The organism is Rhodococcus sp. 21391, assembly GCF_016772255.1.
Lineage (GTDB): Bacteria > Actinomycetota > Actinomycetes > Mycobacteriales > Mycobacteriaceae > Rhodococcus_F > Rhodococcus_F opacus.
Genome location: NZ_CP063781.1, coordinates 1,307,521 through 1,331,796, shown reverse-complemented (window position 1 = coordinate 1,331,796; position 24,276 = coordinate 1,307,521). Strand labels below are relative to the sequence as shown.

At 68.2% G+C, this 24,276-nt stretch carries 21 protein-coding genes and 2 pseudogenes; 11 read left to right on the top strand and 12 right to left on the bottom strand.

The genetic code is table 11. From position 1 onward, the window contains the following. The first annotated feature begins 16 nt into the window (after positions 1 to 16). Positions 17 to 151 carry a hypothetical protein gene (locus GO592_RS45770; RefSeq protein ID WP_005254130.1) on the top strand — a complete coding sequence of 45 codons (135 nt, stop codon included), beginning with the start codon at positions 17 to 19 and terminating at the stop codon, positions 149 to 151. A 51-nt stretch (positions 152 to 202) separates the two neighbouring features. On the opposite strand, the pseudogene GO592_RS06240 reads toward GO592_RS45770, so the two are convergent. After that, positions 203 to 688 (bottom strand): annotated as a pseudogene (locus GO592_RS06240) (citrate/2-methylcitrate synthase); the annotation flags it as partial. Between GO592_RS06240 and GO592_RS06235 the strand changes: the two are divergent. Then, positions 678 to 1,233, top strand: a pseudogene (locus GO592_RS06235) (helix-turn-helix domain-containing protein); the annotation flags it as partial. The pseudogenes GO592_RS06240 and GO592_RS06235 sit on opposite strands and share 11 nt — an antisense overlap. 130 nt (positions 1,234 to 1,363) lie before the next feature. Here GO592_RS06235 and GO592_RS06230 read toward each other — a convergent pair. From GO592_RS06230 to GO592_RS06205, 6 genes are all read right to left on the bottom strand, one after another. Further along, the gene (locus GO592_RS06230) at positions 1,364 to 1,918 is read right to left on the bottom strand and encodes a TIGR03086 family metal-binding protein (protein ID WP_007300537.1); all 555 of its coding nucleotides are present in this window, start codon (positions 1,916 to 1,918) and stop codon (positions 1,364 to 1,366) included. A gap of 332 nt (positions 1,919 to 2,250) precedes the next feature. Next, positions 2,251 to 3,837: a glycosyltransferase family 39 protein gene (locus GO592_RS06225; protein ID WP_007300536.1), complete on the bottom strand. Its 1,587-nt coding sequence runs from the start codon at positions 3,835 to 3,837 to the stop codon at positions 2,251 to 2,253. A 79-nt stretch (positions 3,838 to 3,916) separates the two neighbouring features. Beyond that, entirely contained in the window at positions 3,917 to 5,050 is a 1,134-nt protein-coding gene (locus tag GO592_RS06220; RefSeq protein ID WP_007300535.1) for a methyltransferase, read from the bottom strand. A gap of 83 nt (positions 5,051 to 5,133) precedes the next feature. Next, the gene (locus GO592_RS06215; RefSeq protein ID WP_007300534.1) at positions 5,134 to 6,108 is read right to left on the bottom strand and encodes an NADPH:quinone oxidoreductase family protein; all 975 of its coding nucleotides are present in this window, start codon (positions 6,106 to 6,108) and stop codon (positions 5,134 to 5,136) included. Continuing rightward, on the bottom strand, positions 6,096 to 7,763 hold the full coding sequence (locus GO592_RS06210) for an AMP-binding protein (protein WP_202715100.1): 1,668 nt from the start codon (positions 7,761 to 7,763) through the stop codon (positions 6,096 to 6,098). The genes GO592_RS06215 and GO592_RS06210 overlap by 13 nt, the downstream gene beginning before the upstream one ends. Continuing rightward, entirely contained in the window at positions 7,763 to 9,052 is a 1,290-nt protein-coding gene (locus tag GO592_RS06205) for an MFS transporter (RefSeq protein ID WP_007300529.1), read from the bottom strand. Before GO592_RS06205 ends, GO592_RS06210 begins: the two co-directional genes overlap by 1 nt. A gap of 300 nt (positions 9,053 to 9,352) precedes the next feature. Between GO592_RS06205 and GO592_RS06200 the strand changes: the two genes are divergently transcribed. The 6 genes from GO592_RS06200 to GO592_RS06175 all read left to right on the top strand — a co-directional run bounded on the left by GO592_RS06200 (position 9,353) and on the right by GO592_RS06175 (position 14,416). Then, the gene (locus GO592_RS06200) at positions 9,353 to 10,096 is read left to right on the top strand and encodes an SDR family NAD(P)-dependent oxidoreductase (RefSeq protein WP_005570547.1); all 744 of its coding nucleotides are present in this window, start codon (positions 9,353 to 9,355) and stop codon (positions 10,094 to 10,096) included. A 43-nt stretch (positions 10,097 to 10,139) separates the two neighbouring features. Then, positions 10,140 to 11,327, top strand: coding sequence for an acyl-CoA dehydrogenase family protein (locus GO592_RS06195; RefSeq protein ID WP_007300528.1), 1,188 nt, complete (start codon positions 10,140 to 10,142; stop codon positions 11,325 to 11,327). 72 nt (positions 11,328 to 11,399) lie between these two features. Beyond that, positions 11,400 to 12,593: an acetyl-CoA C-acetyltransferase gene (locus GO592_RS06190; RefSeq protein ID WP_007300527.1), complete on the top strand. Its 1,194-nt coding sequence runs from the start codon at positions 11,400 to 11,402 to the stop codon at positions 12,591 to 12,593. 4 nt (positions 12,594 to 12,597) lie between these two features. Further along, complete coding sequence (locus tag GO592_RS06185; protein ID WP_007300526.1) at positions 12,598 to 13,182, top strand: TetR/AcrR family transcriptional regulator; 585 nt, start codon at positions 12,598 to 12,600, stop codon at positions 13,180 to 13,182. 54 nt (positions 13,183 to 13,236) lie between these two features. Further along, complete coding sequence (locus GO592_RS06180; protein WP_005252730.1) at positions 13,237 to 13,812, top strand: TetR/AcrR family transcriptional regulator; 576 nt, start codon at positions 13,237 to 13,239, stop codon at positions 13,810 to 13,812. An 85-nt stretch (positions 13,813 to 13,897) separates the two neighbouring features. Further along, positions 13,898 to 14,416, top strand: coding sequence for a winged helix-turn-helix transcriptional regulator (locus GO592_RS06175; protein ID WP_007300525.1), 519 nt, complete (start codon positions 13,898 to 13,900; stop codon positions 14,414 to 14,416). A gap of 66 nt (positions 14,417 to 14,482) precedes the next feature. On the opposite strand, the gene GO592_RS06165 is transcribed toward GO592_RS06175, so the two are convergent. Together GO592_RS06165 and GO592_RS06160 are read right to left on the bottom strand one after the other, a co-directional pair. Next, positions 14,483 to 15,577: a Glu/Leu/Phe/Val family dehydrogenase gene (locus GO592_RS06165; RefSeq protein WP_007300524.1), complete on the bottom strand. Its 1,095-nt coding sequence runs from the start codon at positions 15,575 to 15,577 to the stop codon at positions 14,483 to 14,485. Between the two features lie 6 nt (positions 15,578 to 15,583). Then, a complete protein-coding gene (locus tag GO592_RS06160) occupies positions 15,584 to 19,096 on the bottom strand; it encodes an indolepyruvate ferredoxin oxidoreductase family protein (RefSeq protein ID WP_337460064.1) in 3,513 nt (1,170 codons plus the stop codon). Between the two features lie 138 nt (positions 19,097 to 19,234). Here GO592_RS06160 and GO592_RS06155 point away from each other — a divergent pair, with 138 nt between their 5' ends. Further along, positions 19,235 to 19,747 carry an Lrp/AsnC family transcriptional regulator gene (locus tag GO592_RS06155; RefSeq protein WP_005252722.1) on the top strand — a complete coding sequence of 171 codons (513 nt, stop codon included), beginning with the start codon at positions 19,235 to 19,237 and terminating at the stop codon, positions 19,745 to 19,747. 23 nt (positions 19,748 to 19,770) lie between these two features. Further along, positions 19,771 to 20,232, top strand: coding sequence for a 6,7-dimethyl-8-ribityllumazine synthase (locus tag GO592_RS06150; protein WP_005252720.1), 462 nt, complete (start codon positions 19,771 to 19,773; stop codon positions 20,230 to 20,232). 83 nt (positions 20,233 to 20,315) lie between these two features. Here the strand turns inward: GO592_RS06150 and GO592_RS06145 are convergent, their stop codons facing one another. Both GO592_RS06145 and GO592_RS06140 read right to left on the bottom strand, forming a co-directional pair. After that, positions 20,316 to 20,693 carry a PH domain-containing protein gene (locus GO592_RS06145; RefSeq protein ID WP_007300522.1) on the bottom strand — a complete coding sequence of 126 codons (378 nt, stop codon included), beginning with the start codon at positions 20,691 to 20,693 and terminating at the stop codon, positions 20,316 to 20,318. 80 nt (positions 20,694 to 20,773) lie between these two features. Beyond that, positions 20,774 to 21,415: a restriction endonuclease gene (locus GO592_RS06140; RefSeq protein ID WP_005252719.1), complete on the bottom strand. Its 642-nt coding sequence runs from the start codon at positions 21,413 to 21,415 to the stop codon at positions 20,774 to 20,776. Positions 21,416 to 21,606: 191 nt separating this feature from the next. Here GO592_RS06140 and GO592_RS06135 point away from each other — a divergent pair, with 191 nt between their 5' ends. After that, positions 21,607 to 22,662 (top strand): 2,3-butanediol dehydrogenase, encoded by a 1,056-nt coding sequence (locus GO592_RS06135; protein WP_007300521.1) that lies wholly within the window; start codon positions 21,607 to 21,609, stop codon positions 22,660 to 22,662. Positions 22,663 to 22,665: 3 nt separating this feature from the next. Here the strand turns inward: GO592_RS06135 and GO592_RS06130 are convergent, their stop codons facing one another. After that, positions 22,666 to 24,177 (bottom strand): PucR family transcriptional regulator, encoded by a 1,512-nt coding sequence (locus GO592_RS06130; RefSeq protein WP_007300520.1) that lies wholly within the window; start codon positions 24,175 to 24,177, stop codon positions 22,666 to 22,668. Positions 24,178 to 24,276 lie beyond the last annotated feature (99 nt).

Below are 24,276 nucleotides of genomic sequence, written 5' to 3'. Positions count from 1 at the left end.
CATTCAGGGATGGTCCATGGCTGACAAATCGCCCCGCAATTCCATGTCGAAGAAATCCGGTAAGTCGCTGAAGGAGAAGCGCGCCGACAAGAAGATGAAGACCAACGGACAAAGCGATCCGGAAATCGTCTCGCACGTCAAGAAGCGCTAGCGCCCGTGCGCCTTTCTGGTAGCGGCAGCAACCACAAAGGCGCACAAGCCGTCAGGCGACGACGGAGCGCTGGGGGACGCCCGAGTACTCGCTGAGCGGGCGAATCACACTGTTCGACGCGCTCTGCTCGATGATGTGGGCGGTCCACCCGGTGATCCGGCTCATCACGAACACCGGCGTGAACATTTCCACGTCGAATCCCATCAGGTAGTACGCCGGACCGGTCGGGAAGTCGAGATTCGGCGCGATCCCGGTGGCGCCGGCCATCGTCTTCTCCAGGACGTCGTACATTCGCACCCACTTCTCACCGCCGGTGGCGGCGGCGATGTCGAGCAGTGCCGCCTTCATCGTCGGCACCCGCGAGTCGCCGTTCTTGTAGACCCGGTGGCCGAAACCCATCACCTTCTCCTTGGCGGCGAGTTTGCCCAGCAGCCACTCCTCGGCGCGGTCCGGATCGAAGATCTCGAGCATGTCGTGCATGACGGCCTCGTTGGCGCCGCCGTGCAGCGGGCCCTTCAACTCCCCGATCGCCGCGGAGGACGAGTCGCTGACCGCCGAGTCCGCCGCGCTCGCGCGAATCGGGTTGGCTCCTACTTCGCCGGGGCGCTCATCCTGCCGTACACGCTGTTCCTGGGTGCCGCCGAATCACTCCACTACGACATCGACCTGCTGGGCCTGAAGTTCGAGGTGGGGTTCGAGACGATCTGTCGCCTGCTGTCGACGCTGCAACGGCCGGGCCAGCGCGGCGTGTCGTTCTTCTTCGTCCGCACCGATCGCGCCGGGAACATTTCGAAGCGCCAGTCTGCCAGCGCATTCCACTTCTCCCGAGTCGGCGGCAGCTGCCCGCTGTGGGTGGTCCACGAGGCGCGAATCCCGGCCGGATCCTCACGCAGGTGTCGAAGATGCCGGACGGGCGCGCCTACCTGTGGATCGCGCGCACCACCCACAGCGGCGGTCTCGGATATCTCGCCCCGGAACGCAATTTCGCGATCGGCCTCGGCTGCGACATCGGGTACGCCGATCGGCTGGTCTACTCACGCGTGCGCGCGACGCGCGTTCCCGCAGCTGGGCCGGTAGGCGCTCCGCGCCCGTGAGTGGTTGACGGGTCCAGGAACTCGTCAACCACTCACGGGCGTAACGCTGCTCGCACCTGAACCTCAGCCATCGCCTCCGCCCTGTCGGTGGCATCGGCGTGGATTGCGAGCAGTGCGGCTAGGGCCGTCGCCCGAACCAGTCGAGGAGCCGGGTCTGCTGCGAAGCGTCGGGAGGCAATGTGCCACTCGGGCCCTCGCCGTACGCACCGAACGCGAGCATGTCGTCCAGATGTGGTTCGACCACACGAGATAGCCCGGCGACCACAGGCGGGTCGAGAGTTTCATCGAGGCCCGCCGCGCGGAGGAGGTCCCACGCGTGAACCACAAGGTCGACGAGCCGGAAGCGCAGGAACGCTTCGGCAGGGACGTCGCCGCTCGGGCCTGGAACTGGCTGTTCCGGTGGTGCGGCGGCGAAGGCCTCGGCCTGATGTCGTGACGATTCGGCCACCGCGGCAACCGGGTCGTCTCCGAGCTGGTCGTTTGTGAGCATGTTCCGGGCTTGTTCACGACCGACGCCGGCAAGCAGGAGCGCAGTGAAGCGGTTTCCCACCACGACGTGCTCGACCAGGTCACGCACCGACATCTGTGACGGTGTGGGCAGGTCCCATGAGTCCACCGGCAGGTGGCGCACCACGCGCTCGAATTCGGCCGAGGCAGCGAGAATGAGTTCCACCTCTCGCACGGTAGCGGTCGTGGACTTGCTCCGGAAAGGTGCGTCGTCGCGGATGTCCTTCTCGGGAAGGGCGTACGGCCGGGTTGCTTGCTGGGCTCGTCAACTAGCGGCGGCGGCAAGCGCCCGAGTCCGGCCCGCGGTGCCGTCGAGAGTGTGCTCCGTCGATCAACGAGGCGACCGGACCGGTGGGTTTATCTGACCGGGGCCCTGCCGCGGCGGCGGCAATCAGGGTGCTCGCCGCGATCTGACGCCGCCAGTGTGCGTCGCCCACCCTGCGAAAGCCCAGGTATGAGGTGGTGGTCGAGGATCCGCCACCGGAACGGAAAAGCGCGCTACGTGCCGCGCCGGACGAAGTGTACGACCTGGCTGACATTGAGTTGCCACCGCTCGTCCACGTCGAAACCGTAGGACCGCACGACGCGGAAGTTGGCGCCGAGCGCCACCGGATCACGGGAATCGACGGCCGCCCCGGTGTGGCTGTCGACCCCCGCGGATCGGTCGGTGAGCAGCCAGATCGCCGGACAACTCCTGATCTGGTCCGCGATGCGGTCGGGCGCCAGCGTCTCGTCCCACAACTCGCCCAGTTCCGCGGCCGTCGATCCCCGCGAGATGTCGCGGAGAGCGGCGAAGGCGGGCGGATCGACGGTCTCGACGGTGCGCATCGGGCCGGGATTCCAGACGTTCTTCAGGTCGTAGAGCACGCAGTCGCCGGGTGCGGCCTCGGATTCGACGAGGTCGGCGACGCGGCTGTAATCCATGCCGCTCGGCTTGGCGTACGGTCCTCGCTGGACGAGGTAGTGCGGCAGGGCGATGGCACCGAACAGTGCGAGGATCACCGCGAGAAGCGGCAGCGATCGTCGTCCGGCGAGGCCGGCGATCCACACCATCGACTGTCCGAGGAGCAGTGCGCACGCGGGGGCGGTGAACGTGAAGTAGCGACCCAGATACACGTTCTGCGACGTCAGCCAATACAGCAGCACCAGCGCGGTGGGCACCACGAGCCAGGGCATCGCGGTCGCGAGAAGCCCGGCCTGGTCGCCGTCCCGGCGGTCACGCTCCCGGACGATGCCGACCGTCACTCCGGCGACGACGAGCAGTCCTGACACGACGGCGACGGGTAGGGCGTTGTCGAAGTACTGCTCGACGAGCACGATCCACACGAGGTCGAAATTCCGGCCGGCGATCCACGAGACCTGATCCGCCTGCGATTGCACCAGCACGATCACCGGCGCCGCGATCGCGATGCCCGCGCCGGCAGCCAGGACGAACGACCCGACGCAGCGACGTCCGGTCTTCGTCACCGCCAGCGTCACGACGTGCGCGGCAACGATCAGGATGCTGTAGAGGAACACCGTGGTCGAGACCGCGACGAGCAGCGCATACAGCACCCAGGCGGTGCCCGTCCGCCTGCGCACGGCCACGACGAACACGACGGTCACCCACACCGCCAGCGCCGCGGACAGCGCGTACGAGCGCGCTTCGATTCCAGCGGACGTCACCCGCGGCAGGATCGCGAACACGAGCGCCGCGACCAACGCCACCCGTCGCGTGGACACCAGCTTCCCGAGCACGACGAGGCCGGCGGCGCCGATCCCCACGGCCAGCACACTGGGCAATCGCAGCCAGAACTCGGTGAGGGGGACCACGCGCAGCCAGCCATGCATGCCCAGGTAGTACGCGCCGTGGACGGCGTCGACGTCGAACAGCAACCGCACCATGTCAGGGATGTCGCGCCCGGCGACCGAGACGGTGGCGGCCTCGTCGTGCCAGAACGACGGCGACCACGACCGGAATCCCGAGATCGCGACCGCCACGAGTCCGAGCAGGAGCGGGTCGCACCATCTCGTCCACCCGAGGGTTCCCCGCTCCGCACCGCTGCGCCGCGGCTCGGAAGCCAGCACGGGCAGGGGCGACGTCATTCCGCGGTTCCTCGAGGTGGGTGAAATCAGTGACCTACATGGAGACCGTTCCGGACGGCGTCGCCGTTACGTCCGGCTGCTACCCGGCGGGCGGGTCCTGCGCACCGAGCCGCCACAGCGACGTCACTTCCCGCTTGCGCGCGGCGTGCAGCGCATCCGATCGGTCGGCGACCTTGCCGTGCCGGGGCGCCACGTCCCGGCGTCCGAGGACGGTCAGTCCGGCGTCTTCGATCCAGGTCAGTAATTCCTCGCGGGTCCGCAGTCCGAGATGCTCGGCGATGTCGGACAGGATGAGCCAGCCCTCTCCCCCGGGCTCGAGGTGCTCGGCCAACCCGGCCAGGAATCCGCGGAGCATCCGGCTGTCCGGGTCGTAGATCGCGTACTCGATCGGCGAGGTGGGTCGGGCGGGAATCCACGGCGGGTTGCACACGACCAGCGGTGCCCGGCCGTCGGGGAACAGATCCGTTTCCACCACCTGGACCTGACCGGCGTAGCCGAGCCGGTCCAGATTCGTCCGGGCGCAGGCGAGCGCATTCGCGTCGAGTTCGGTCGCGATCACCTTCTCGACGCCGCGGTGCGCGAGGACGGCGGCCAGCACACCGGTGCCGGTGCCGATGTCGAACGCCTGCGTGTGCGACGGCAGCGGGGTGTCGGCGACGAGGTCGACGTATTCGCCGCGAATCGGCGAGAACACGCCGTAGCCGGGGTGGATGCGCGCGCCGAGGGCGGGGATCTCGACGCCCTTCTTCTGCCACTCGTGGGCGCCGATCGCCCCGAGCAGGTCGCGCAGGGTGGTGACGGTGGGCTGGTGCGTGGGTCCGTACGCCTCGAGCACCGCCTGCCGTACGTCGGGGGCGCGTCGCAGCGGGACGGTCTGGTCGGCGTCGAACGGCACCAGCAGCATCCCGAGGATCCCCGCCCTCCGCGACTGCGTCTGCCGGTGCAGGTGGAACGCGGTGGCGGGGTCGGTGGACGTCTTACGGGTCTTACGGTCGGTACGGGCGGCGACAGCCGTGCCGAGCTGGCGGGCGTTGTGGAAGTCGCCGCGCCACAGCAGCGCCGTCCCCTCGCACGCCAGGCGGTACGCCTCGTCGGCGGTCATCGAGTCGTCGGCCACGCGAATCTTCTTCGGGGGCGTCGCCCCGCTGGTGGACCGCCACACCGCCGAATGCTCGGTGCCGTCCTCGGTCCAGCGGACGAACTCGGTTTCCATGAGGGAGAGCCTAGGCGCTTCGCGCCCGTGCGCCTTTCTGGTAGCCGCAACTACCAAAAAGGCGCACGGGCGGCGGAGCCGCCTCACCGGAGGGTAAGGACACTCTTCCCGACGGTTCGGCGGTGTTCGAGATCGAGCAGGGCCTCGGCCGCCGTCTCGAACGGGTAACGCGTCGGCTCCGGTATTTTCAACGCGCCCGACGCGAGCAAGGGACATAATTCGCTCCACTGCGCGGACAGTCGTCGGGGGTCCTCGGCCCACCACGAGCCCCACGCGACTCCGACTGCGGACGCGTTCTTCAGGAGCAGCCGGTTCACTTTCACCGAGGGGATGTCCCGGCCGGTGAAGCCCATCACGAGAATCCTCCCGCCCGTCGCCAGGGATCGGACGCTGTCGGTGAAGCGATCGCCCCCGACGGGGTCGACCACGACGTCCACCCCGCGGCCGTCGGTGATCGCGAGGACCTCGTCCCGCCAATTCCCGGTGGTCACGACGTCGGAGGCGCCGAGGCTCCGCACGTACTCCGCCTTCTCCTCACTGCTGACGACCGCGATGGTCCGCGACGCGCCGAGGTGGGGCGCCAGGGTCATCGCGGCGGTGCCGATGCCTCCGGCCGCGCCCTGGACGAGCACCGACTCCCCCTTCTCGAGGCGCCCGCGACGAACCAGCGCGAAATGCACGGTGAGGTAGTTGAACAGCAGGGCGGCGCCCGCGGACATCGAGATCGTGTCGGGGAGGGAGAAAGTCGTCTCCGGCGGCAGCGCGACCACTTCCGCCATCGCGCCGCCCACCCCGGTCAATCCGACGACCCGGTCCCCCGGAGAATATCCGCTGCCGTCAGACGCTGACCGCACGATCCCGGCGACCTCGCCGCCCGGGACGAAGGGAAGTTCCGGCTTGTACTGGTACCGGCCCTGGGTGAGGAGAAGATCCGGGAACGACACCCCGACCGCATGAACCTCGACCAGGATGGCGGATTCGTCCGCGACGGGTTCGTCGACCTCGACCGGGGCGAGCGCCTGGGGGCCGTCGAGCGCGGTGACCATCAGTGCGCGCATGCGGTTGCCCCCGCTGATGTGATCGGGAGTTCGCGGACGGCCGCCCGGCGCAGCTTGCCGACTTCGGTGCGCGGGAGGTCGGGCCGGAAGTCGACGACTTTGGGTGCCGCGTAGGGTCCGACGCGTTGCGCGACGAGATGTGTGAGTTGCGCGACGAGGTCGCCGTCGTCGGCCCGGGTGTCCGTGCGGACGACGACGGCCCGGACCACTCCGCCGCGGATCGGATCGTCGTACGCGACTGCCGCGGCGTCGGCGACCGCCGGGTGTTGCAACAGCGCGTTCTCGACCTCGACCGGGCTGATGTTGTGCCCTGACGCGATGATCATGTCGTCGTCCCGGCCGAGAATCTGCCACCGTCCCTGGGGGTCTGTGACGGCTCGGTCCTCGGTGAGGAATACGTCGCCGCGCCAGCGGTCGGCCCACAGGTCGGGGGTGTTGTCGTAGCCGCTGGACATCTGGTGCCGGGGCTTCCGTACCGCGATCAATCCCGGTTGGCCGTCGGCTACCGGTTGCCCGTCCCGGTCGGCGAGGAAGGTGTCGAAACCCGGAATTGTGGCGGACATCCAGCCCGGACCGGACCGGGTTTCGGTGCCCTGGGTGTCGCCCAGGAGCATGCCGACCTCGGACAGTCCGTACCCGTTGCGCACGGCGGGGGCACCGGTGCCGGCCCAGTCCGCGGCGACCGCCGCGGTGAGCGGTTCGCCGGCAGCGGCGACGGTGCGGAGCGTCGGCGGCACTCCCTCCTGCGCGAACGTCGCCGTCAGTCGCCGCAGGGCGGCCGGCGCGGTGGTGAGGATCGTGGCCTTCTCTTCCCGGATGACGCGATGCCAGGCTTCGGGGACGAACTTCCCGGAGTACATCACCCGCGGCACGCCCAGCGCCATGACGGCGGCACCCGTGCTGTACAGCCCGAACGCCCACGCCGGGTCCGACGTCGAGAAGACGACGCTGTCGCGGGTCGCCCCGAGAACGGCCTTCGCGTAGGGCATGACCGAGACGAAGGTGGCGTGGGTCATGGTGCACGCCTTCGGTGTTCCGGATGTTCCGCTGGTGAACAGCAGGGTGGCGGTGTCCCCGAGTGCCGTGGTCGCGAGCGGGCCGTCGGCGTCGGCCCGGTCGACCTCGGTCCAGAAGGACCGGTCGTCCGCGTCGGCCGCGACGTCGCCGACGACGAACACCGCGGGATCGAGTCCGTGGGTCGCCTGCGCTTCCGCGAGGGCCGGCCGGTACCGCTGATCGACCACGACCGCGCGGACTCCCGCCGCGTCGAGACGCAGGCCGATCGCGTCCGGGGCGAACCCGCCGAACAGCGGCACGTACACCAGCCCGGAGCGCCACGCCGCCAGTGCGGTGATCCAACTCTCGACCTGTCGCGAGAGCAGTCCGCCGACGCGATCTCCCCGCGTCAGCCCCGCGCGTGCGAACACCCGTGCCGCCTTGGCCGCGAGCCTGTCGAGTTCGCGGTACGTCCAGCGGTCGGCCGAGCCGTCCTCGTGCCGGACGGTCAGCGCCACCCGGTTCGGATCGGCCGCGTAGCGGGTGCAGATCTCGTGGGCGGTGTTGAAGTCGCCACCGAACGGGTCGCGGTCCAGCAGGGATTCGATGTCCTGCCAGGCACCGGAGAGTGCGGACGATGCGAGTCTGTCGAGAGACATCAGTGATTCACCTTTGCAGTTTTCGTCAGGGTCAGGACCAGGACCGTGATGGCACACGCCGCGGCGATGTACGCGGCCAGTGCCCACGATCCGTCGGTCTCGGCAGCGATCGCCACCGCGATGAACGGTGCGGGAGCACTGAAGACGACACCACCGAACTGATAGGCGACGGACGCGCCGGTGTACCGGACTTCGGCCGGGAACAGACCGGTGACGTATCCGGCCACCGCGGAATAGGTGACGGCGTGACCGATGGTGATGATCAGAATCATCGCCAACAGGACGGCGACACCCACGCCGGTCGACAGCAACCAGAAGAACGGGTATGCGATCGCGGCCATGTAGAGGGACCCGTAGATCAACATCTTCCGTGCTCCGATCCGGTCCGCGATCATCGACGCGTAGGGCACCGACAGGATGTCGAGAACACACGCGACGAGGATGCTCAACAGAATCGTCTGCCGCGAGATGCCGAGTTCCTTCGGACCGTACGACAGGACGAAGACGGTGACGAGGTAGAACGGCACGAGGGAGGCTGCCTGGGTGAGAATCCCGACGCCCAGCGCGCGCTTCTCCCCCCGCAGGACCGCGAGGATCGGGAAGTCGGCAATCTTCTTGTTGCGCTTGACGTTCTCGAACTCCGGCGATTCGACGACCTTCAGTCGCACGTACATGCCGACCGCGACCAATCCGGCACTGGCGAGGAACGGAAGCCTCCATCCCCACGCCTGCACCTGGTCCTCGGGAAGCTGCTCGACCAGAAGGAACGCGAGCGTCGCGAGCACGAGTCCGGCAGGCACGCCGGCCTGCGGCCAGCTGCCGTAGAACGCCCGCTTCTCGCGCGGTGCGTGTTCGACTGCCATCAGCACCGCGCCGCCCCATTCTCCGCCGACCGCGAAGCCCTGTGCCAGGCGCGCGAGGACGAGCAGCACGGGCGCCGCGAGACCGATCGCTCCGTAGGTGGGAATGAGTCCGATCGCGACCGTCGACGACCCCATCAGCACCAGGGAGAACACCAGCATTTTCTTGCGGCCGATCCGGTCTCCGAAGTGCCCGAAGACGATCGCGCCTGCGGGACGCGACACGAACGCGACACCGAACGTCGCGAATGCGGCCAGCGTTCCCGACAGCGGACTCAACGACGGGAAGAACGCCTTCCCGAATACCAGGGCGGCCGCGGTCCCGAAGATGAAGAAGTCGTACCACTCGATTGCCGTTCCGACGAAGGACGCGAAGGCAACCGTCCGCGGTTTGACCCGAGTGACCTCCAGGTCGTCGATGACTCTCATATCGAATCTCCCATCGCTGCTGATGTGGGGCGGTGCGGCTGCCGTGTCGATCCGGTGCCACCGCAGTTGTGATCGGGCCGTCGGGCCTCGCCCGGGGTTCGCCGATCGGACATCGCATCAGCACCGTCACCCCGTGTGGCCACGGTCACAGGTCTAGCACATCCCTGACGTCGATAGCAAGCATTCTTGTACCGATCGATCCACTTGGGAATTCGCCTAAATATCAAGCTTAAACAGCGATTAACGCGAGTTTCACGAACACCCTGGACTATTTTTGGATCGATCAGTACATTCCTGGGAATGAACGAGAACGATCACGACGCCCCCCGCGTCGCGTTGGTCTCCGGCGGGTCCCGCGGCATCGGAGCCGCCGTCACCACAGCCCTGACACAGCGCGGCTGCCGGGTGGGCTGCACGTACCGGACCAGACGTGACGACGCCGAGAAGCTCGCCGCGGACGCCCCCGAACAGGTACTCCCAATCCGTTTCGACCTGCACGACGACACCACGGCGCCCACGGCGGTGGAGCGCGTCGTCTCGCACTGGGGACACCTCGATTCGCTCGTCCTGAACGCGGGCCAGTGGTCGGGCGGGCGGCTCGTCGAGACGGACCCGGACGCCTGGTGGAGCGTGATAGAGACGAACCTCCGCGGCACCGTCGCCCTCGCCCGGGCCGCGCTACCCCACCTCGCGCATGGCAGGTCACCGAGCATCGTTCTGGTGTCGTCGGTCGTCGGCCTGATCGGTCACGCCGGCGACACCGCGTACGCGAGTGCGAAGTCCGCGATGATCGGCTTCGGTCGCTCACTCGCCAAGGAGGTCGCACGTGACGGCATCCGGGTCAACGTGCTGGCCCCCGGCTTCGTCACCACCGACATGACCGACGCGGTGCCCGACTCCGCACGCAGGCGCATCGAACGAGAAACCGTCCTCGGCCGATTCGGCACCGTCGACGAAATCGCCAAGGCCGCAGTCTTCCTCAGCGAAGACGCCACATTCTGCACTGGCTCCGTCCTCACCGCCGACGGCGGCTGGGCGCTGTGACACACCACGACCGCAACGACCAACAACGAAGGGACACAACACCATGACCGCGACACTCACGCAATCGGTCGGCATTCCGGAGTCGGAGTACCTGGCGCTCCGGGACCGCATTGTCGAAGCGATCTGGTCCGAACTCGATCCACTCGAACAGCGAATCGAGGACGACGAGCAGGTTCCGCACGACATCGTCATGCCCATCCTCGAGCGGATCGGCGCGCTCGGCCTGCTCGTCCCCCGCGAGTACGGCGGCAGCGGCCTCTCGATCGCCCAGTACCTGCCGATCATCGCCGAGTTCGCCAAGGTGCAGGGCGGGCTCCGGGTCATCGTCCACGTGCACAACTCCTTCGCCCACGCACTCTCCGAGATCGGCAGCGACCAGCAGAAGGCGGACGTGCTGCCGGGCACGGCCACGGGCCGGAACTCGGTCGCGTTCGCGCTGACGGAGCCGGGTTTCGGGACGGGCGCCGACCTCGGGTCGACCGCGGTGCGCGAGGGCGACGATTACATCCTGAACGGCGAGAAGTGGTTGATCACCAACTCGGACATCGCGTCTCACTTCATCGTCTTCGCGAAGACATCCGACACCGACGTCTCCGCGTTCCTCGTTCCCCGCGCGACCGACGGTCTCTCGATCGCAGCACTTCCCGAGACGATGGGATGCAAGGGCACCGAGCACGGACGCGTCACCCTCGACTGCGTCCGGGTGCCCGCCACCGCCCTCGTCGGCGTGGAGGGGCAGGGAAACGAGCACCTCGAACGCGCACTGGAGATCAGCCGGGTGTTCATCGCGGCAAGCTCCCTCGGCACGTCCGAGCGCGCCCTCGAACTGTCGATCGCCCACGCGAAGAGCCGTGTCACGTTCGGAAAGCCGATCGGCACACGGCAGGCCATCCAGCGCTACCTGGCGGAGATGGCCACCGATGTCTACGCCCTGCGCGGGATCCTGGCCGACGCAGCGCAGAAGTGGGATGCCGGCGAACGGATTCCCGCCGAGGCCAGCATGTGCAAGCTGTTCGGCCTCGAAGCCGTCGGCCGGGTGACCGACCGGGCTCTGCTCATCCACGGCGGAATCGGATACACGCGCGCGCATCCGATCGAGCGCCTCTACCGGGACGCCCGCCTCAACTGGCTCGAGGAGGGGACCCCGACGATCCAGTACCTGGTCACGGCGGGACGCCTGCTCGACGGGTACGCGTTCTCGGACGCCTTCGAGACGTCGCGTCAGCCCTGACATCCGCACGACAGCCGCCCTGCGGCCGGGAACGGCCGCAGGGCGGCACCACGCTCTCGAAGGAGAAGAACAATGACGGATCACGACCCCACCGTCCTCGTCGCGGGGGCGCGAACCCCGTTCGGACGCTTCATGGGATCCCTGTCGAGCCTGAGCGCCCAGGAACTGGGTAGCCACGCGATCGGTGGTGCGCTGGAATCGGCCGGCGTCGACGCACTCGCCGTCGACCACGTCGTCATGGGCCAGGTGCTCACCGCGGGCAGTGGCCAACTGCCGGCGCGCGTCGCGGCGGCAGCCGCCGGAATCCCCATGACGACACCGGCACTGACCATCAACCGGATGTGCCTCTCGGGAATCGACGCGATAACGCTGGCGCACCAGATGATCTACGCCGGCGACGCGGACATCGTCGTCGCCGGCGGTCAGGAATCGATGAGCACTGCGCCGCACCTGCTGACGAACAGTCGTCGCGGACACAGGTACGGCGACACGGTTCTGATCGACCACCTCGCGTTCGACGGGCTCCAGGACGCCTTCACCGGGTCGTCGATGGGGGCGCTGACCGAGTCGAGGAATCCCGAGTACGGGATCACCCGGGAGGCCCAGGACGAGTGGGCCGCACGCTCGCACCGTGCGGCCGCACGCGCGCGCAAGGACGGCGTCTTCGCGGCCGAGATCGTTCCCGTTCCGATCAGATCCGGGCGGGGTGAGTCGACCGACGTGAGCCACGACGAGGGCATCCGGGCCGACACCTCGGCGGCCGACCTCGCCGGTCTGCCTCCGGCTTTCGCCGCAGGCGGCTCGCTGACGGCGGGCAACTCGTCACCGATCTCCGACGGTGCCTGCGCCGTCGTGGTCACACGGAAGTCGACGGCCGTCCGGCTCGGACTGTCGTGGCTGGCCGAGATCGGATCACGCGCTGTGGTCGCCGGACCCGATTCGGGTCTGCACGAGCAGCCGTCGAACGCCATCCAGGCCGCGTGCCGACGCGAGGGGATCGCGCCTCGCGACCTCGATCTCGTCGAGATCAACGAAGCGTTCGCCGCCGTCACACTCGTCTCGTCCGAACGCCTCGGTCTCGACGCGGACCGGGTGAACGTCAACGGCGGCGCGATCGCGCTCGGCCACCCGATCGGCGTCTCGGGGGCACGGATCGTCCTGCACCTCGCGCTCGAACTGCGACGCCGCGGAGGTGGCGTCGGCGCAGCCGCGCTGTGCGGGGGCGGCGGCCAGGGGCAGGCCCTGATCGTGCACGTCGAACGGTGATTCGATGGGCACCAAGTACGACCTCAACCGCGCCGAAATTCTGCGCGTGTCCGCCGAGTTGTTCGCGAGGTCGGGCTACCACGGCACCGGGATCGCCGACCTGGGCACGGCGGTGGGGCTCGGCCGCGGCGCGCTCTACCACTACATCGGCAGCAAGGAGGAGGTCCTGTTCGCGATCAGCAGCCGGCAACTCGCGCAGATGAACACGGTCGCCGACGAACTCGCCCTGACCGAACCGGATCCGGAGCGCCGCCTCCGCGGTCTCGCGCGGGCCCTGCTCCGCAACATCGCCGAACACCGCGCGGAGTGGACGGTGTTCTTCCGCGAGTACCACGCCCTGACCGGTGATCGGCGTGTGCGAGTCGTCGCGGCCCGCGAACGGTACGAATCGCATTGGCGGCACGCGTTCGACCAAGGCGTCCGGGACGGGGTGTTCACCCTGTTGCCGCCGTTGATGATCAAGGGTGTGCTCGGCATGTTCAACTACAGCTACCTCTGGCTCACCGCGGACGGGGCCCGCACCCCCGAAGAGATCGCCGACGGGTTTCTCGACGCCCTGATCACCGGGCTGGCCGCGCCGAACCCGTGATCTGGGCCGTCTAGACTCACATCTTCGACCGCCGGGAGACAAAGGGGCCCTTCGATGAGCGACAAGTACGACGCCAACCGGGACCGAGTCCTGCAGGTGGCCGCCGAATTGTTCGCGAAGTCGGGTTACCACGGCACCGGGGTCGCCGAGATCGGTGAGGCCACCGGGCTGGGCCGGGGCGCGCTGTACCACTACATCGGCAGCAAGGAGGCAATCCTCTACGAGATCAGCAGCCGGCAACTCGCGCAGATGAACACGGTGGCCGACGAACTCGCGCTGTCCGAGGCCGATCCGGAGAAACGGCTGCGCGGTCTTGCACGAGCCCTCATGCGGAACATCGCCGAGCACCGCGCGGAGTGGACGGTGTTCTTCCGCGAGTACCACGCACTGACGGACGAGCGTCGTGATCGCATCATCGCCGAACGTGAACGCTACGAATCGCATTGGCGGAACGCGCTGGAGCAGGGCATTCGCGACGGACAGTTCCGGGCTCTCCCGCGGCTGATGGTCAAGGGCCTGCTGGGCATGTTCAACTACAGCTACCTGTGGATCACCCCCGCGGGCGCCGAGACACCCGAAGAGATCGCGGACGAGTTCCTCGACGCCGTCGTCACGGGGATGCGGGCGTGAGGCGCTTCGCACCCGTGCGCGGTGAGCGAGTCTCTTCACTCGTTCGCCGCGCACGGGCGGCGGAGCCGCTGAGTATCCTCGTCACATGAGTCCGTCGTCGGCCACCCCTGCCCGTTGCTCCATCGCGCGCACCCTCGAGCTCCTGGGCGACAAGCGGACTCTGCTCATCGTCCGCGAAGCCTTCTGGGGCCACAGCCGGTTCTCGGAGTTCACCCGCAGTCTCGGTGTGGCGTCCGACGTGCTCACCGCACGGTTGGCGATGCTCGTCGACGAAGGAATCCTCGAACGCCGCGCCTATCGTCAGGAGGGGTCGCGGGAACGTCAGGAGTACGTGCTGACCGAGAAGGGCAAGCAGTTGCATGTCGTGATCGGGGCGCTGGGCCAGTTCGGGCGCGACCATCTGCCGCGGCCGGGTAGCACCTCCCCCGAGTACTCGCTGTGGGAAATGACCGGCCGCAATCGCGGATTCATGGGCACCGAACCGGACGGGCAACCGATCCATCTGACGGGTACCACGGTGTGGAACGTCCGGGCCGACGGGATGCTCGAATCCAACCGCGTCGAGCGCAATGCCTGGGAGCTGCACCGGCGGCTGACGGCCTAGGCGCTTCGCGCCCGTGCGCCTTTCTGGTAGCTGCAACTACCAAAAAGGCGCACGGGCCCGGAGGGCCTACCTGGCTGCCGCGATGCGGGCCTCGGCGACGGCGTCGGCCGCGGCGCCGGCGAGGATGCCGTCCCGCTTCGCGACGTCGAGGATCTGCACGACGGTGGCGAAGATCTTCTCGACCTGCGCGCGGACGTCGTCGGCGGACGTGCCGAGCCGCTCGCCGGCGACCTGGATGAGTCCGCCGCCGTTGGCGACGTAGTCGGGGACCCAGGTGATGCCGCGTACGCCGAGGTCGTGCTCCACCGCGGGGTGGGCGAGCTGGTTGTTCGCGGCCCCGCAGATCACCTGGGCGGTGATCGCGGCGACGGACTCGTCGGTGAGCGTGGCGCCCATCGCGCAGGGTGCGTAGACGTCGAGTTCCTGGTCGATGACGGTGGACGCGATCTTGACCTCGGGGAAGTCGCGGGCGACGCGGTCGAGTGCCGCGGCGTCGACGTCGGTGGCGACCACCGATGCGCCGTCGGCGAGCAGCAGCTTGATCAGCTGGTAGCCGACCTTGCCGGTGCCCTCGACGCCGACGGTGCGTCCGGCGAGGCTCGGGGTGCCCCACTTGGCCTGGGCAGCGGCGCGCATGCCCTGGAACACGCCGAGGGCGGTCATCGGGGCGCTGTCGCCGGACCCGCCGGCGGACGTGTTTCGGCCGACGACGTAGTCGGTGGCGCGGCCCATCACGTCGAGGTCGTCGGAGTTGGTGCCCACGTCGCCGGCGGTGATGTACCGGCCGCCGAGCGTCTGGACGAAGCGGGCGTACGCCTCGAGCAGTGCCTCCGACTTTCCGGTGGCGGGGTCGCCGATGATGACGGCCTTGCCGCCGCCGAGGTCGACTCCGGCGATCGCCGACTTGTAGGTCATGCCCCGCGACAGGCGCAGCACGTCCTTGAGGGCGGCGGCCTCGTCGGCGTACGGGTAGAAGCGGGTTCCGCCGAGGGCCGGTCCGAGGGTGGTGTCGTGGATCGCGACGATCGCCTTGAGTCCGGTGGCGGGGTCCTGGAAGAACGTCACCTGCTCGTGGGCGGTGTCGGTGGGGAAATCGGTGCGCTCGAACACTCCAGCGTTTTCGGGCAGTGCGGTGTCGTGTCGTTCCGCGGTGAGAGTCATGTCTTCTCAGGACCTTTCCGGAGTGGTGGCAATCGTGATGGTGGAGGTGTCGACGCCGAGTTCGGCGAGACGCTGGAGGTAGACGGTGACGTTGCGCAGCTTCACGTCCTCGTAGCCCCGGACGAGGTCGGGGGTCGCGGCGATCAGCGTTGCGGTGTCGTAGGTGTCGGCGGAGAGGTCGGCGACGAGGCCGGCCACCGTGGTCTCGTAGTGTGCGAGCAGCTGACGCTCGAGACGACGGACCTTGGCGTAGCCGAACGGGTCGAACGCGGTGCCGCGCAGGAACTTCGCCTTGGCGAGGGTCTTGAGCGCGACGTGCGAGCGGGGGCCGAAACCGATCTTGGTCTTGCGGCCCATGGCCTTGAGGACGGGCGGGTGCAGCTTGTAGGTGAGCTTGCCCGCGCCGGGGACCTCGTCGGCGGCGGCGTCGAGGAACGCCTGGTCGGTGAGCATCCGGGCCACTTCGTATTCGTCCTTGTAGGCGGTGAGCTTGTGCAGTCCGGCGGCGACGGCCTCGCTGAACTCGGTCCGGCTGCCCAGCTCGCGCTCGGCGTCCCATGCCTGCTGCACCAGGGCGATGTAGCGGGCGGCGACGCGGTCGCCCTGGAAGGCAACGAGGTTCGCGGCGCGGCGTTCGGTGAGTTCGAGCGTCGTGCCGTCGAGGGTTGATCCGGCGAACAGGTGCGTCGGGACGACGGTGTCGCTGCGCTGCGGCACGGCGGCCGAGCTGGTGGCGGCGAGGAAGGCTTCCCGGTCGGCGACGGCGACGCGTCCCCAGTGGAACGCTGCCTTGTTGGACTCGACGGCCACCCCGTTGATCTCGAGGGCCTCCTCGATGAACCGTGCGGGGACGGGCAGTCCGCCGGCCTGGTAGGCCGCGCCGACCAGCAGGAAGTTGGCGGCGGCGGTGCTGCCGAACAGTGCGGTGGCGGCGGCGAGCCCGTCGATGGCGGTCAGTTCGCGGGCCGAGACGTCGAGCCGCTCGAGCAGCTTGTCCTCGTCCGGGTAGCGGACGGCGGGGTCGTAGACCATGTCGCCGGTCGGGGTCTGGCTGGTCGACGCGACGGTGATGGTGCGGTCGGAGCTGCCGAAGCCGGCGTACTTGGCGTCGGCCGCGGTCAGCAGGTCGAATGCGAGGACGCAGTCGGCGGTCGCGGGGCTGATCCGGTTGGACGGCGCCGAGCTTCCCGACCGCGTCTTCTGGTCACTGAGCCGCAGGTGCGACGTGACGGGTCCGGCCTTCTGGCTGAGACCGGTCTGGTCGAGTCCCTCGACGTGCAGCCCGGCGCGCAGCGCGGCCATGCCCAGCACCTGGTTGACGGTGACGATGCCGGTACCGCCGACACCGGCCATGAACAGGTTGTGCGTTCCGGTCCACACGGCGGGATCGGGGTCGCCGACCTCCGGCGGAACCGGGATCTCGCGCAACGTCTTCGGCGCGCCTTCCTCGGGCAGCTCGACCGTCACGAACGACGGGCAGTCGCCCTCGAGGCAGGAGTAGTCGGTGTTGCAGCTGGTCTGGTCGATCTTGGTCTTGCGGCCGAATTCGGTGTCGACGGGCTGCACGGACAGGCAGTTGGACTTGACGCCGCAGTCGCCGCAGCCCTCGCAGACGGCCTCGTTGATGACGACGCGGGTGCGGCGGGCGGGCAGCTTGCCGCGCTTGCGCTTGCGGCGGGCCTCGGCGGCGCACTGCTGGTCGAAGATCAGCACGGTGACGCCCTCGATGTCGCGCAGGACGCGCTGCGCCTCGTCGAGCCGGGTCCGGTCCCACAGCAGTGTGTTGGCGGCGAAGTGGGCACCCTTGTGCCGCTTGGGGTCCTCGGCGCACACGATGATCTGCTTGACGCCCTCGGACGCCAGCTTGTGGGTCAGCTGCGGCACGGTCAGCCCGGCCTCGGCGTCCTGCGCCCCGGTCATCGCGACAGCGGAGTTGTAGAGCACCTTGTACGTGATGTTGACGCCGGCGGCGACGCACGCCTGCACGGCGAGCTGACCGGAGTGGAAGTAGGTGCCGTCGCCGACGTTCTGGAACATGTGCTTGACGTCGCTGAACGGGGCCTGCCCGATCCACTGCGCGCCCTCGCCGCCCATCTGGGTGAGCATCGTGACGGCGCTGTCGGTGCGACCGGACATCGTGACCAGCGTGTGGCAGCCGATGCCGCCGCCCGCGATCGATCCCTCGGGCACCGCGGTGGAGCGGTTGTGCGGGCAGCCGGAGCAGAAGTACGGGGTGCGCGACGTCGGGAGGACGGTCAGCTCGAGGCGCGGCGGTGGGGCCGGCGTCAGCGCGACCCGGTCCTTCAGGACGCGGCGCAACGGTCCGGTGAGACGGGCGGCGGTCAGTTCACCGTCGACGGGGATCAGGTTCTTGCCCTGCGCGTTCTTCTTCCCCAGCACTGCCGGTGCGCTGGCGCCGCCGTAGAGGATGTCCTTGAGCTGCGACTCGACGAACGGCATCTTCTCCTCGACGACGAGGACCTGCTCGACGCCGTCGGCGAGTTCGCGAACCTTGTCGGCGCCCAGGGGGTAGGGCATGCCGATGCGGAGGATGCGGATGCCGGCGTCCTCGAGCTGGGAGTCGCCGAGCCCGAGGTCGAGCAGGGCCTGGCGCAGCGAGTCGTAGGCGGTACCGACGGCGGCGATGCCCAGCCACGCGGCGCGCGGGTTGACCTCGATCTTGTCGATCTCGTTGGCGGCGTTGAACGCCTCGACCATCGCCCAGCGCGGCCCGTACAGGTCGGCCTCGGCGTAGACACTGTCGGGCGGGGACGCGAGCACGCGCTGCCGGTACGACCACGGCGTGCCGTTCCACTCGATCTCGGGGAGCACGATGTCGAGGTCGGCGAAGTTCCGGTCGAGGGTCCACAGTCCGTCGGCCACGTCGGCGACGATCTTCATGCCCGACCAGCAGCCGGAGATCCGCGACAGCGCCACACCGTAGAGGCCGAACGTGATGACCTCCTCGGCGTTGCGCGGGAAGAACACGGGCATGCCCATCGCGGCCATGGACCGCTCGCTGGCACAGGGGATGGTGGAGGACTTGGCGTTGGGGTCGTCGCCCACGAGGACGAGGACGCCGCCGCGGGCGTTGGCGCCGTACATGGCGGCGTGCCGGATGGAGTCGCTGGCGCGGTCGAGGCCGGGACCCTTGCCGTACCAGACGCCGACGACACCGTCGTGGGTGCGCTCGCCCTGCGGGAGGTCGACCTGGCTGCCCCAGACGGACGTCGCGGCGAGTTCCTCGTTCATGCCGGGCACGAACTTCACGTCGTGGTCGGTGCTCAACGTGGGGATGGCGGCGATGGTGCGGTCGAGGCCGGCGAGGGGGCTGCCCTGGTAGCCGGAGACGAACGTCGCGACGTTCAGTCCCGCGCGGCGGTCGCGTTCGTGCTGCTCCACCAGCTGGCGGGCGATGGCCTGGACACCGGTCATCAACACCGGGCCCGAGTCGGCCCGGTATCGGTCGGCGAGATCAAAGGATGCTGCACTGGTGCGAGCGTCGTCTAGCTGAGTCATCTGCGATTCCCGATCCGTCGCGTTGAGCATTTCGTGAGCTTGATCCTGTATCTGGTCTAAGATTTGGTCAACGCAAATCGGATCAACTGATCAGTTCATGCAACAGGTGACGGTCGTCACTTCCCGGAGGTACCCAAAGTGCTCAGCATCGACAAGCTCGACGTGCAGTTGCTCGGACTGCTCGGCAAGGACTCACGCATGAGCGTGGCCGAACTCGCCAACTCGCTGGGCGTCGCCCGCAACACCGTGCAGTCCCGGATGAAGCGCATGGAGACCAGCGGACTGCTCACCGGCTTCCGCCCCAACCTCGACCTCGCCGAGGTCGGGATTCCCATCCAGGCGTTCGTCGGGCTCGAACTCGAACAGGGCAAGCTCACCGCCGTCGGCAACCGCCTCGTCGACCTGCCGGAGGTCATCGAGATACACGCGACCACCGGCCGCGAAGACCTGCTGGTGCGGGTGGCCACGTCCACGCACGCGGAGCTGCAGAAGTTGCTGGAGAAGATCGCGAACCTGCCCGGCATCACGCACTCGACCACCACGATCGCGCTGACCAGCCCGCTGCCGTACCGGATTCAGCCGCTGCTCGAGCACCTCACCGACGACTCCGGGTGGGGCCGGTCCACGGCACTGCCCCGTTCACAGCGCTAGCTCCGGTGCAGTAGTTTCAGACCATGAGTGAGAGTCAGGGACGAATCGCGTTCATCCAGGCCACGTGGCACCGCAACATCGTCGATCGCGCACGCGAGGGCTTCACCGACGAGGTGAACACGCTGGGGTATTCGAAGGACGAACTGGACTTCTTCGAGGTGCCGGGCGCGTTCGAGATCCCGCTGCACGCACGCCGCCTCGCCCTCACCGGGCGTTACGACGCCGTCGTCGCCGCCGCGCTCGTCGTGGACGGTGGCATCTACCGCCACGAGTTCGTCGCGACCGCGGTGATCGACGGCCTCATGCGCGTGCAACTCGACACGGATGTGCCGGTGTTCTCGGTTGTGCTGACGCCGCACCACTTCCACGAGCACGACGAGCACCTCAACTACTTCCACGACCACTTCGTGAAGAAGGGCGCCGAGGCTGCTCGCGCCTGCGTCGCCACCGTCACGTCGCTGAAGTCGCTGCCGACCGCGAACTGAGATTCGCCCACTCCGAACCCGATACGAGGAACCACCGTCAGTACATGCTGACGGTGGTTTCTCGTATCGAGGGCTTGCTGCCGCTACACGGCGACGAAATGCGACAAGATCGCCTGCACCTCGTAAATGTCCACGGACTTCGAGAATTGCTTCTGCAGCGGCACCGGATTGCCGGAGATCCAGATCTTCAGTTCGGCGTCGAGATCGAAGTTTCCGGCGGTCTCCACCGCGAAATGGGTGATCGATTTGTAGAGCACGCTGTGGTATTCGATCTTCTTGCCGGTGAAGCCCTGCTTGTCGACGAGGATGAGTCGTCGGTTGGTGAACAGGAAAGCGTCGCGAACCAGCAGATACGCAGCGTGGATCTGCTCACCGTTCCCGAGGAGTCGCGAGTACTCCGCGTGCGCAGCCGCCGGGTCGATCTTTCCCGCACTACCCATGAGGCCGTTCATCAAGCCCATTTTCATCTCCGCGATTCCACTCGAATGTCGACAGTCACGCTGGCTGTCGTCGGGACGAGCGAGATCGTTACGGGGCCGAACTATCGGTCTTTCGCGTGCCGGTGCTGGACGTAGAGGAGCCAGAACACGGGCGCGCCGACGACGGCGAGGATGGTCGCGAACACGCGGAGCCCGACGTTCCCTTCGCCGAAGGGGGCGATCATGAGGACAATCGTGCAGACGACGGCGCCGAGAAGTCGCCAGTGCGCGCCGAAGAAGCCTGCGACCATCGCCCATGCGTTGCGGGCGACGATGCGCGCCGGCGATTCGGGCTCGGGTGGGGGCGGCGGGGACGGGGCCACCGCAACCGTCGAGTTACGCGCGGCGGCCACCAGTTTCGGGGCGTGGGCGCCGACCGGCGGGGTTTCGCCGTCGGGCTCGCACCGGAACAGGGCGATACCCACCGCGTCCGCGTAGTCGACGGCCTCGTCGGTATATCCGGGGCCCGAGAAGTACAGGAGTTTCCGGGCGTGGCTGGTTCCGCGGGTGTCGTAGAGGTTCGCGAGGTCCGACTTGCCCGCACTGCCGCCACGCCACTTCACCTGCGCGTAAGCGCGTGACGAGTAGACGTCGATGCCGCCGTCCGCGCCTCCGAGTAGCGCTGTGGCGTCGCCGTAACCGAGCTTCTGCATCTGCTCGGCGGCGTTGATTTCAGCTTCAGCCGCCGTGCGTATGCGTGCCATGCCTCACTCCCCCAGATCGAACCAGTCTTTCCCCTCGAAGGTACCCGCAGATCGGGCGAAACCAGCTATCCGCCGGTGAACGTCACACCGGCGCCATCGAATTGCAACACACTGCAACTCTTCCCGCTCCCGGCCGCGCGACAGTACCGTTCCCCGAATCAGCACGTTCACAACGTAGTGAGGGCGGATTCATGAGGGCAGCACGCTTCCACGGCCGACGCGACATCCGGATCGACGACATCCCGGAGCCGGAATTGCGGCCGGGCGCGGTGAAACTCCGAGTCGCGTGGTGCGGCATCTGCGGCACCGATCTGCACGAGTACCTGGAAGGCCCGATCTTCATCTCCCCGCCGGGACATCCGCATCCGCTCTCGCACGAGAACGCGCCGGTGACGATGGGCCACGAGTTCTCCGGCACGGTGGAGGAGGTCGGTGAGGGCGTCACCGATGTCGCCGTGGGCGACAACGTGGTGGTGGAGCCGTACTTCGTGTGCAACGAGTGCGCGTCCTGCAAGGCAGGCAACTACCACCTGTGTACGAAGATGGGTTTCATCGGATTGGCCGGTGGCGGAGGAGGACTCAGCGAGAAGGTGGTGGTCGACCGCCGGTGGGTGCACAAGATCGGCGACATCCCGCTCGACGAGGCGGCCCTGATCGAACCGCTCAGCGTCGCGCACCATGCGGTCGTCCGCAGCGGGGCCAAGGCCGGCGACGTCGCGCTGGTCGGCGGTGCGGGGCCGATCGGACTCCTCGTGGCCGCGGTGCTGAAGGGTCTGGGTGTCACCACGATCGTCACGGAACTCAGCGACGCCCGGAAGCAGAAAGCGCTGTCCAGCGGCGTCGCGCATCACGTGATCGACCCGTCGTCGGAGGACGTGAAGACCCGGGTGCTCGAGCTGACCGACGGTGTCGGCGCCGATCTCGGGTTCGAGTGTGCCGGGGTCGACGTCGTCCTCGACACCATCCTCGACGCCGTTCGGCCCGCAGCCGTGGTGGTGAACGTGTCGATCTGGGGCAAGCCCGCGACGGTCGACATGCAGAAGCTCGTCCTCAAGGAGATCGACCTGCGCGGCACCATCGCGTACGTCCGCGATCACGAGGCGGTGATCGAGATGGTGCGCAGCGGCGTGATCGACCTCGCCCCGTTCATCACCGGGCGGATCGAGCTCGACAACCTGGTCTCGGAGGGCCTCACGACGTTGATCGAGCACAACGACACGGCGGTGAAGATCCTGGTCCGGGCGTGACCGTCAGTCGGGTTCGTCCGAAGACGGTGTCACCGCTCTGGCCTTGAGCGCCAGCCACAGCTCCATGCGGTCGTCGGCCTGGTCGAGGTTCCGCCCGGTCAGTGCCGCGATCTTGTCGATCCGGTTCCGGACGGTGTTGCGGTGCACGGAGAGGGCTGCCGCGGCGGGGTCCCATGCCCCGTTGGCTCGCAGCCATTCCTCGAGCGTTCGCTGGAGTTCGACGCGTTCGCGCGGCTCGAGCTGATCGAGGGGTGCGAGGACGGCGGTGGAGAAGCCGCTGAGCACGTCGGCCGAGCCGAGTCGGAGCAGCAACTGGACGGTCTCCCCTTCCTTGGCGTCGACAGCGCGGCCCAGTCGGGCGCTGACGGCGACGAGGGATCGCGCCTGCATCGCCGACACGGCCAGCGCGTCCACGGGAACCAGCGCACCGATCCCGATCGCGCATCCCTCCGCCACGCCCGACAGTAGGTCCGCCAGCCCGGCGACCTCGGGGAGCGCGATCTCGATGTCCGAGTTGCGCTGTCTCAGGACGGAATCCGGGAGGGCCGAACCGATCCGGACGGTCAGGTCGGCCACCGCCTCGGGAGTGGAGCGCACGACGGCGATCTGCAGGGGGTCGCGGGACAGCCCGATGCCGGCCGCGATCTGGTGCGCGCGCTCCCTCCGGAGGCCGGGTCTGAGCAGCTGCGCCAGCGCCGCCGCCCGCCGCTGCCGCTCGGGTTCGCCGGCCACGTGACGGCGTTCGAGTTCGAGCGACAGCAGCGAGACGAGAACATTGGACGCGTGCCGCAGCGCGTTGTCCGCCGACCGCTCGAGCACGACGAACGCGAGCGGGTTCTCGATGCGAACGGGGTGCAGTTCGAGCTCCCGCCGACCGGCACCGCCGAACGCCGTCCAGCCCTTCGCGCGGGTGGTGTAGCGACCCACCTGGTCCTGGGCGTCCTGCAGGAACGCCGCGTCGACGCCGTCGGAGAGTTGGACGACCCCGCCCGACGCGTCCAGCACCGCGCAGAGGGAGCCGCTGACGGAACGCCAATTGTCGAGCAGTCCGCTCAGCGGCGACGGTCCGGCCGCGACCGCGGTGAGCTGATAGCTCAGTTCGATGGCGTCCTCGAGCGCACGTTTCTCCTCCTCGGCTATCCGGGAGAAGATCCACTTGGTGATGGCGATGAACGGCACCGAGTCGGGGGCGATGAGCAGTGGGACGCCGAATTCCCGCGCCGCCGCGACGAGTGGCGCCGGTGGCGCCTGATAGGGCAGCCCGTGCCCCAGACCGAGGCACAGTGCGGCGACCCCGCCCGCGACGCAATCCCGCACGTAGTCGCGGCACCCGGATTCGGTGGTGGGAAGCATCAGGCCGACGGTCATCAGCAACTCGCCGCCCTGGAGCCAGTCCCGCGGACGCGTCAGTTCGGACACGTGCGCTGCGGTGATGGGGTTGCCGACTCCCGCCGTCCCGCTCATCGACGTGAGCCGCAGCGTGGGAGCGGACAGGACGTCCTGGACGGTGATCACCGGCGAACTCTTGTACTCATTGCCCAACCGTAATAGACGAACTGTACATCTCGCCTCTGGTGCCGGGGCGGCGCAGTGCGCAGAGTGGTGATCAGAGCC

Coding starts and splice junctions, on each gene's coding strand:
- GO592_RS45770 (WP_005254130.1), top strand. CDS start 17: ATGGCTGACAAATCGCCCCGCAATTCCATGTCGAAGAAATCCGGTAAG.
- GO592_RS06225 (WP_007300536.1), bottom strand. CDS start 3,837: ATGACGTCGCCCCTGCCCGTGCTGGCTTCCGAGCCGCGGCGCAGCGGT.
- GO592_RS06220 (WP_007300535.1), bottom strand. CDS start 5,050: ATGGAAACCGAGTTCGTCCGCTGGACCGAGGACGGCACCGAGCATTCG.
- GO592_RS06215 (WP_007300534.1), bottom strand. CDS start 6,108: ATGCGCGCACTGATGGTCACCGCGCTCGACGGCCCCCAGGCGCTCGCC.
- GO592_RS06210 (WP_202715100.1), bottom strand. CDS start 7,763: ATGTCTCTCGACAGACTCGCATCGTCCGCACTCTCCGGTGCCTGGCAG.
- GO592_RS06205 (WP_007300529.1), bottom strand. CDS start 9,052: ATGAGAGTCATCGACGACCTGGAGGTCACTCGGGTCAAACCGCGGACG.
- GO592_RS06200 (WP_005570547.1), top strand. CDS start 9,353: ATGAACGAGAACGATCACGACGCCCCCCGCGTCGCGTTGGTCTCCGGC.
- GO592_RS06195 (WP_007300528.1), top strand. CDS start 10,140: ATGACCGCGACACTCACGCAATCGGTCGGCATTCCGGAGTCGGAGTAC.
- GO592_RS06190 (WP_007300527.1), top strand. CDS start 11,400: ATGACGGATCACGACCCCACCGTCCTCGTCGCGGGGGCGCGAACCCCG.
- GO592_RS06185 (WP_007300526.1), top strand. CDS start 12,598: ATGGGCACCAAGTACGACCTCAACCGCGCCGAAATTCTGCGCGTGTCC.
- GO592_RS06180 (WP_005252730.1), top strand. CDS start 13,237: ATGAGCGACAAGTACGACGCCAACCGGGACCGAGTCCTGCAGGTGGCC.
- GO592_RS06175 (WP_007300525.1), top strand. CDS start 13,898: ATGAGTCCGTCGTCGGCCACCCCTGCCCGTTGCTCCATCGCGCGCACC.
- GO592_RS06165 (WP_007300524.1), bottom strand. CDS start 15,577: ATGACTCTCACCGCGGAACGACACGACACCGCACTGCCCGAAAACGCT.
- GO592_RS06160 (WP_337460064.1), bottom strand. CDS start 19,096: ATGACTCAGCTAGACGACGCTCGCACCAGTGCAGCATCCTTTGATCTC.
- GO592_RS06150 (WP_005252720.1), top strand. CDS start 19,771: ATGAGTGAGAGTCAGGGACGAATCGCGTTCATCCAGGCCACGTGGCAC.
- GO592_RS06145 (WP_007300522.1), bottom strand. CDS start 20,693: ATGGGCTTGATGAACGGCCTCATGGGTAGTGCGGGAAAGATCGACCCG.
- GO592_RS06140 (WP_005252719.1), bottom strand. CDS start 21,415: ATGGCACGCATACGCACGGCGGCTGAAGCTGAAATCAACGCCGCCGAG.
- GO592_RS06135 (WP_007300521.1), top strand. CDS start 21,607: ATGAGGGCAGCACGCTTCCACGGCCGACGCGACATCCGGATCGACGAC.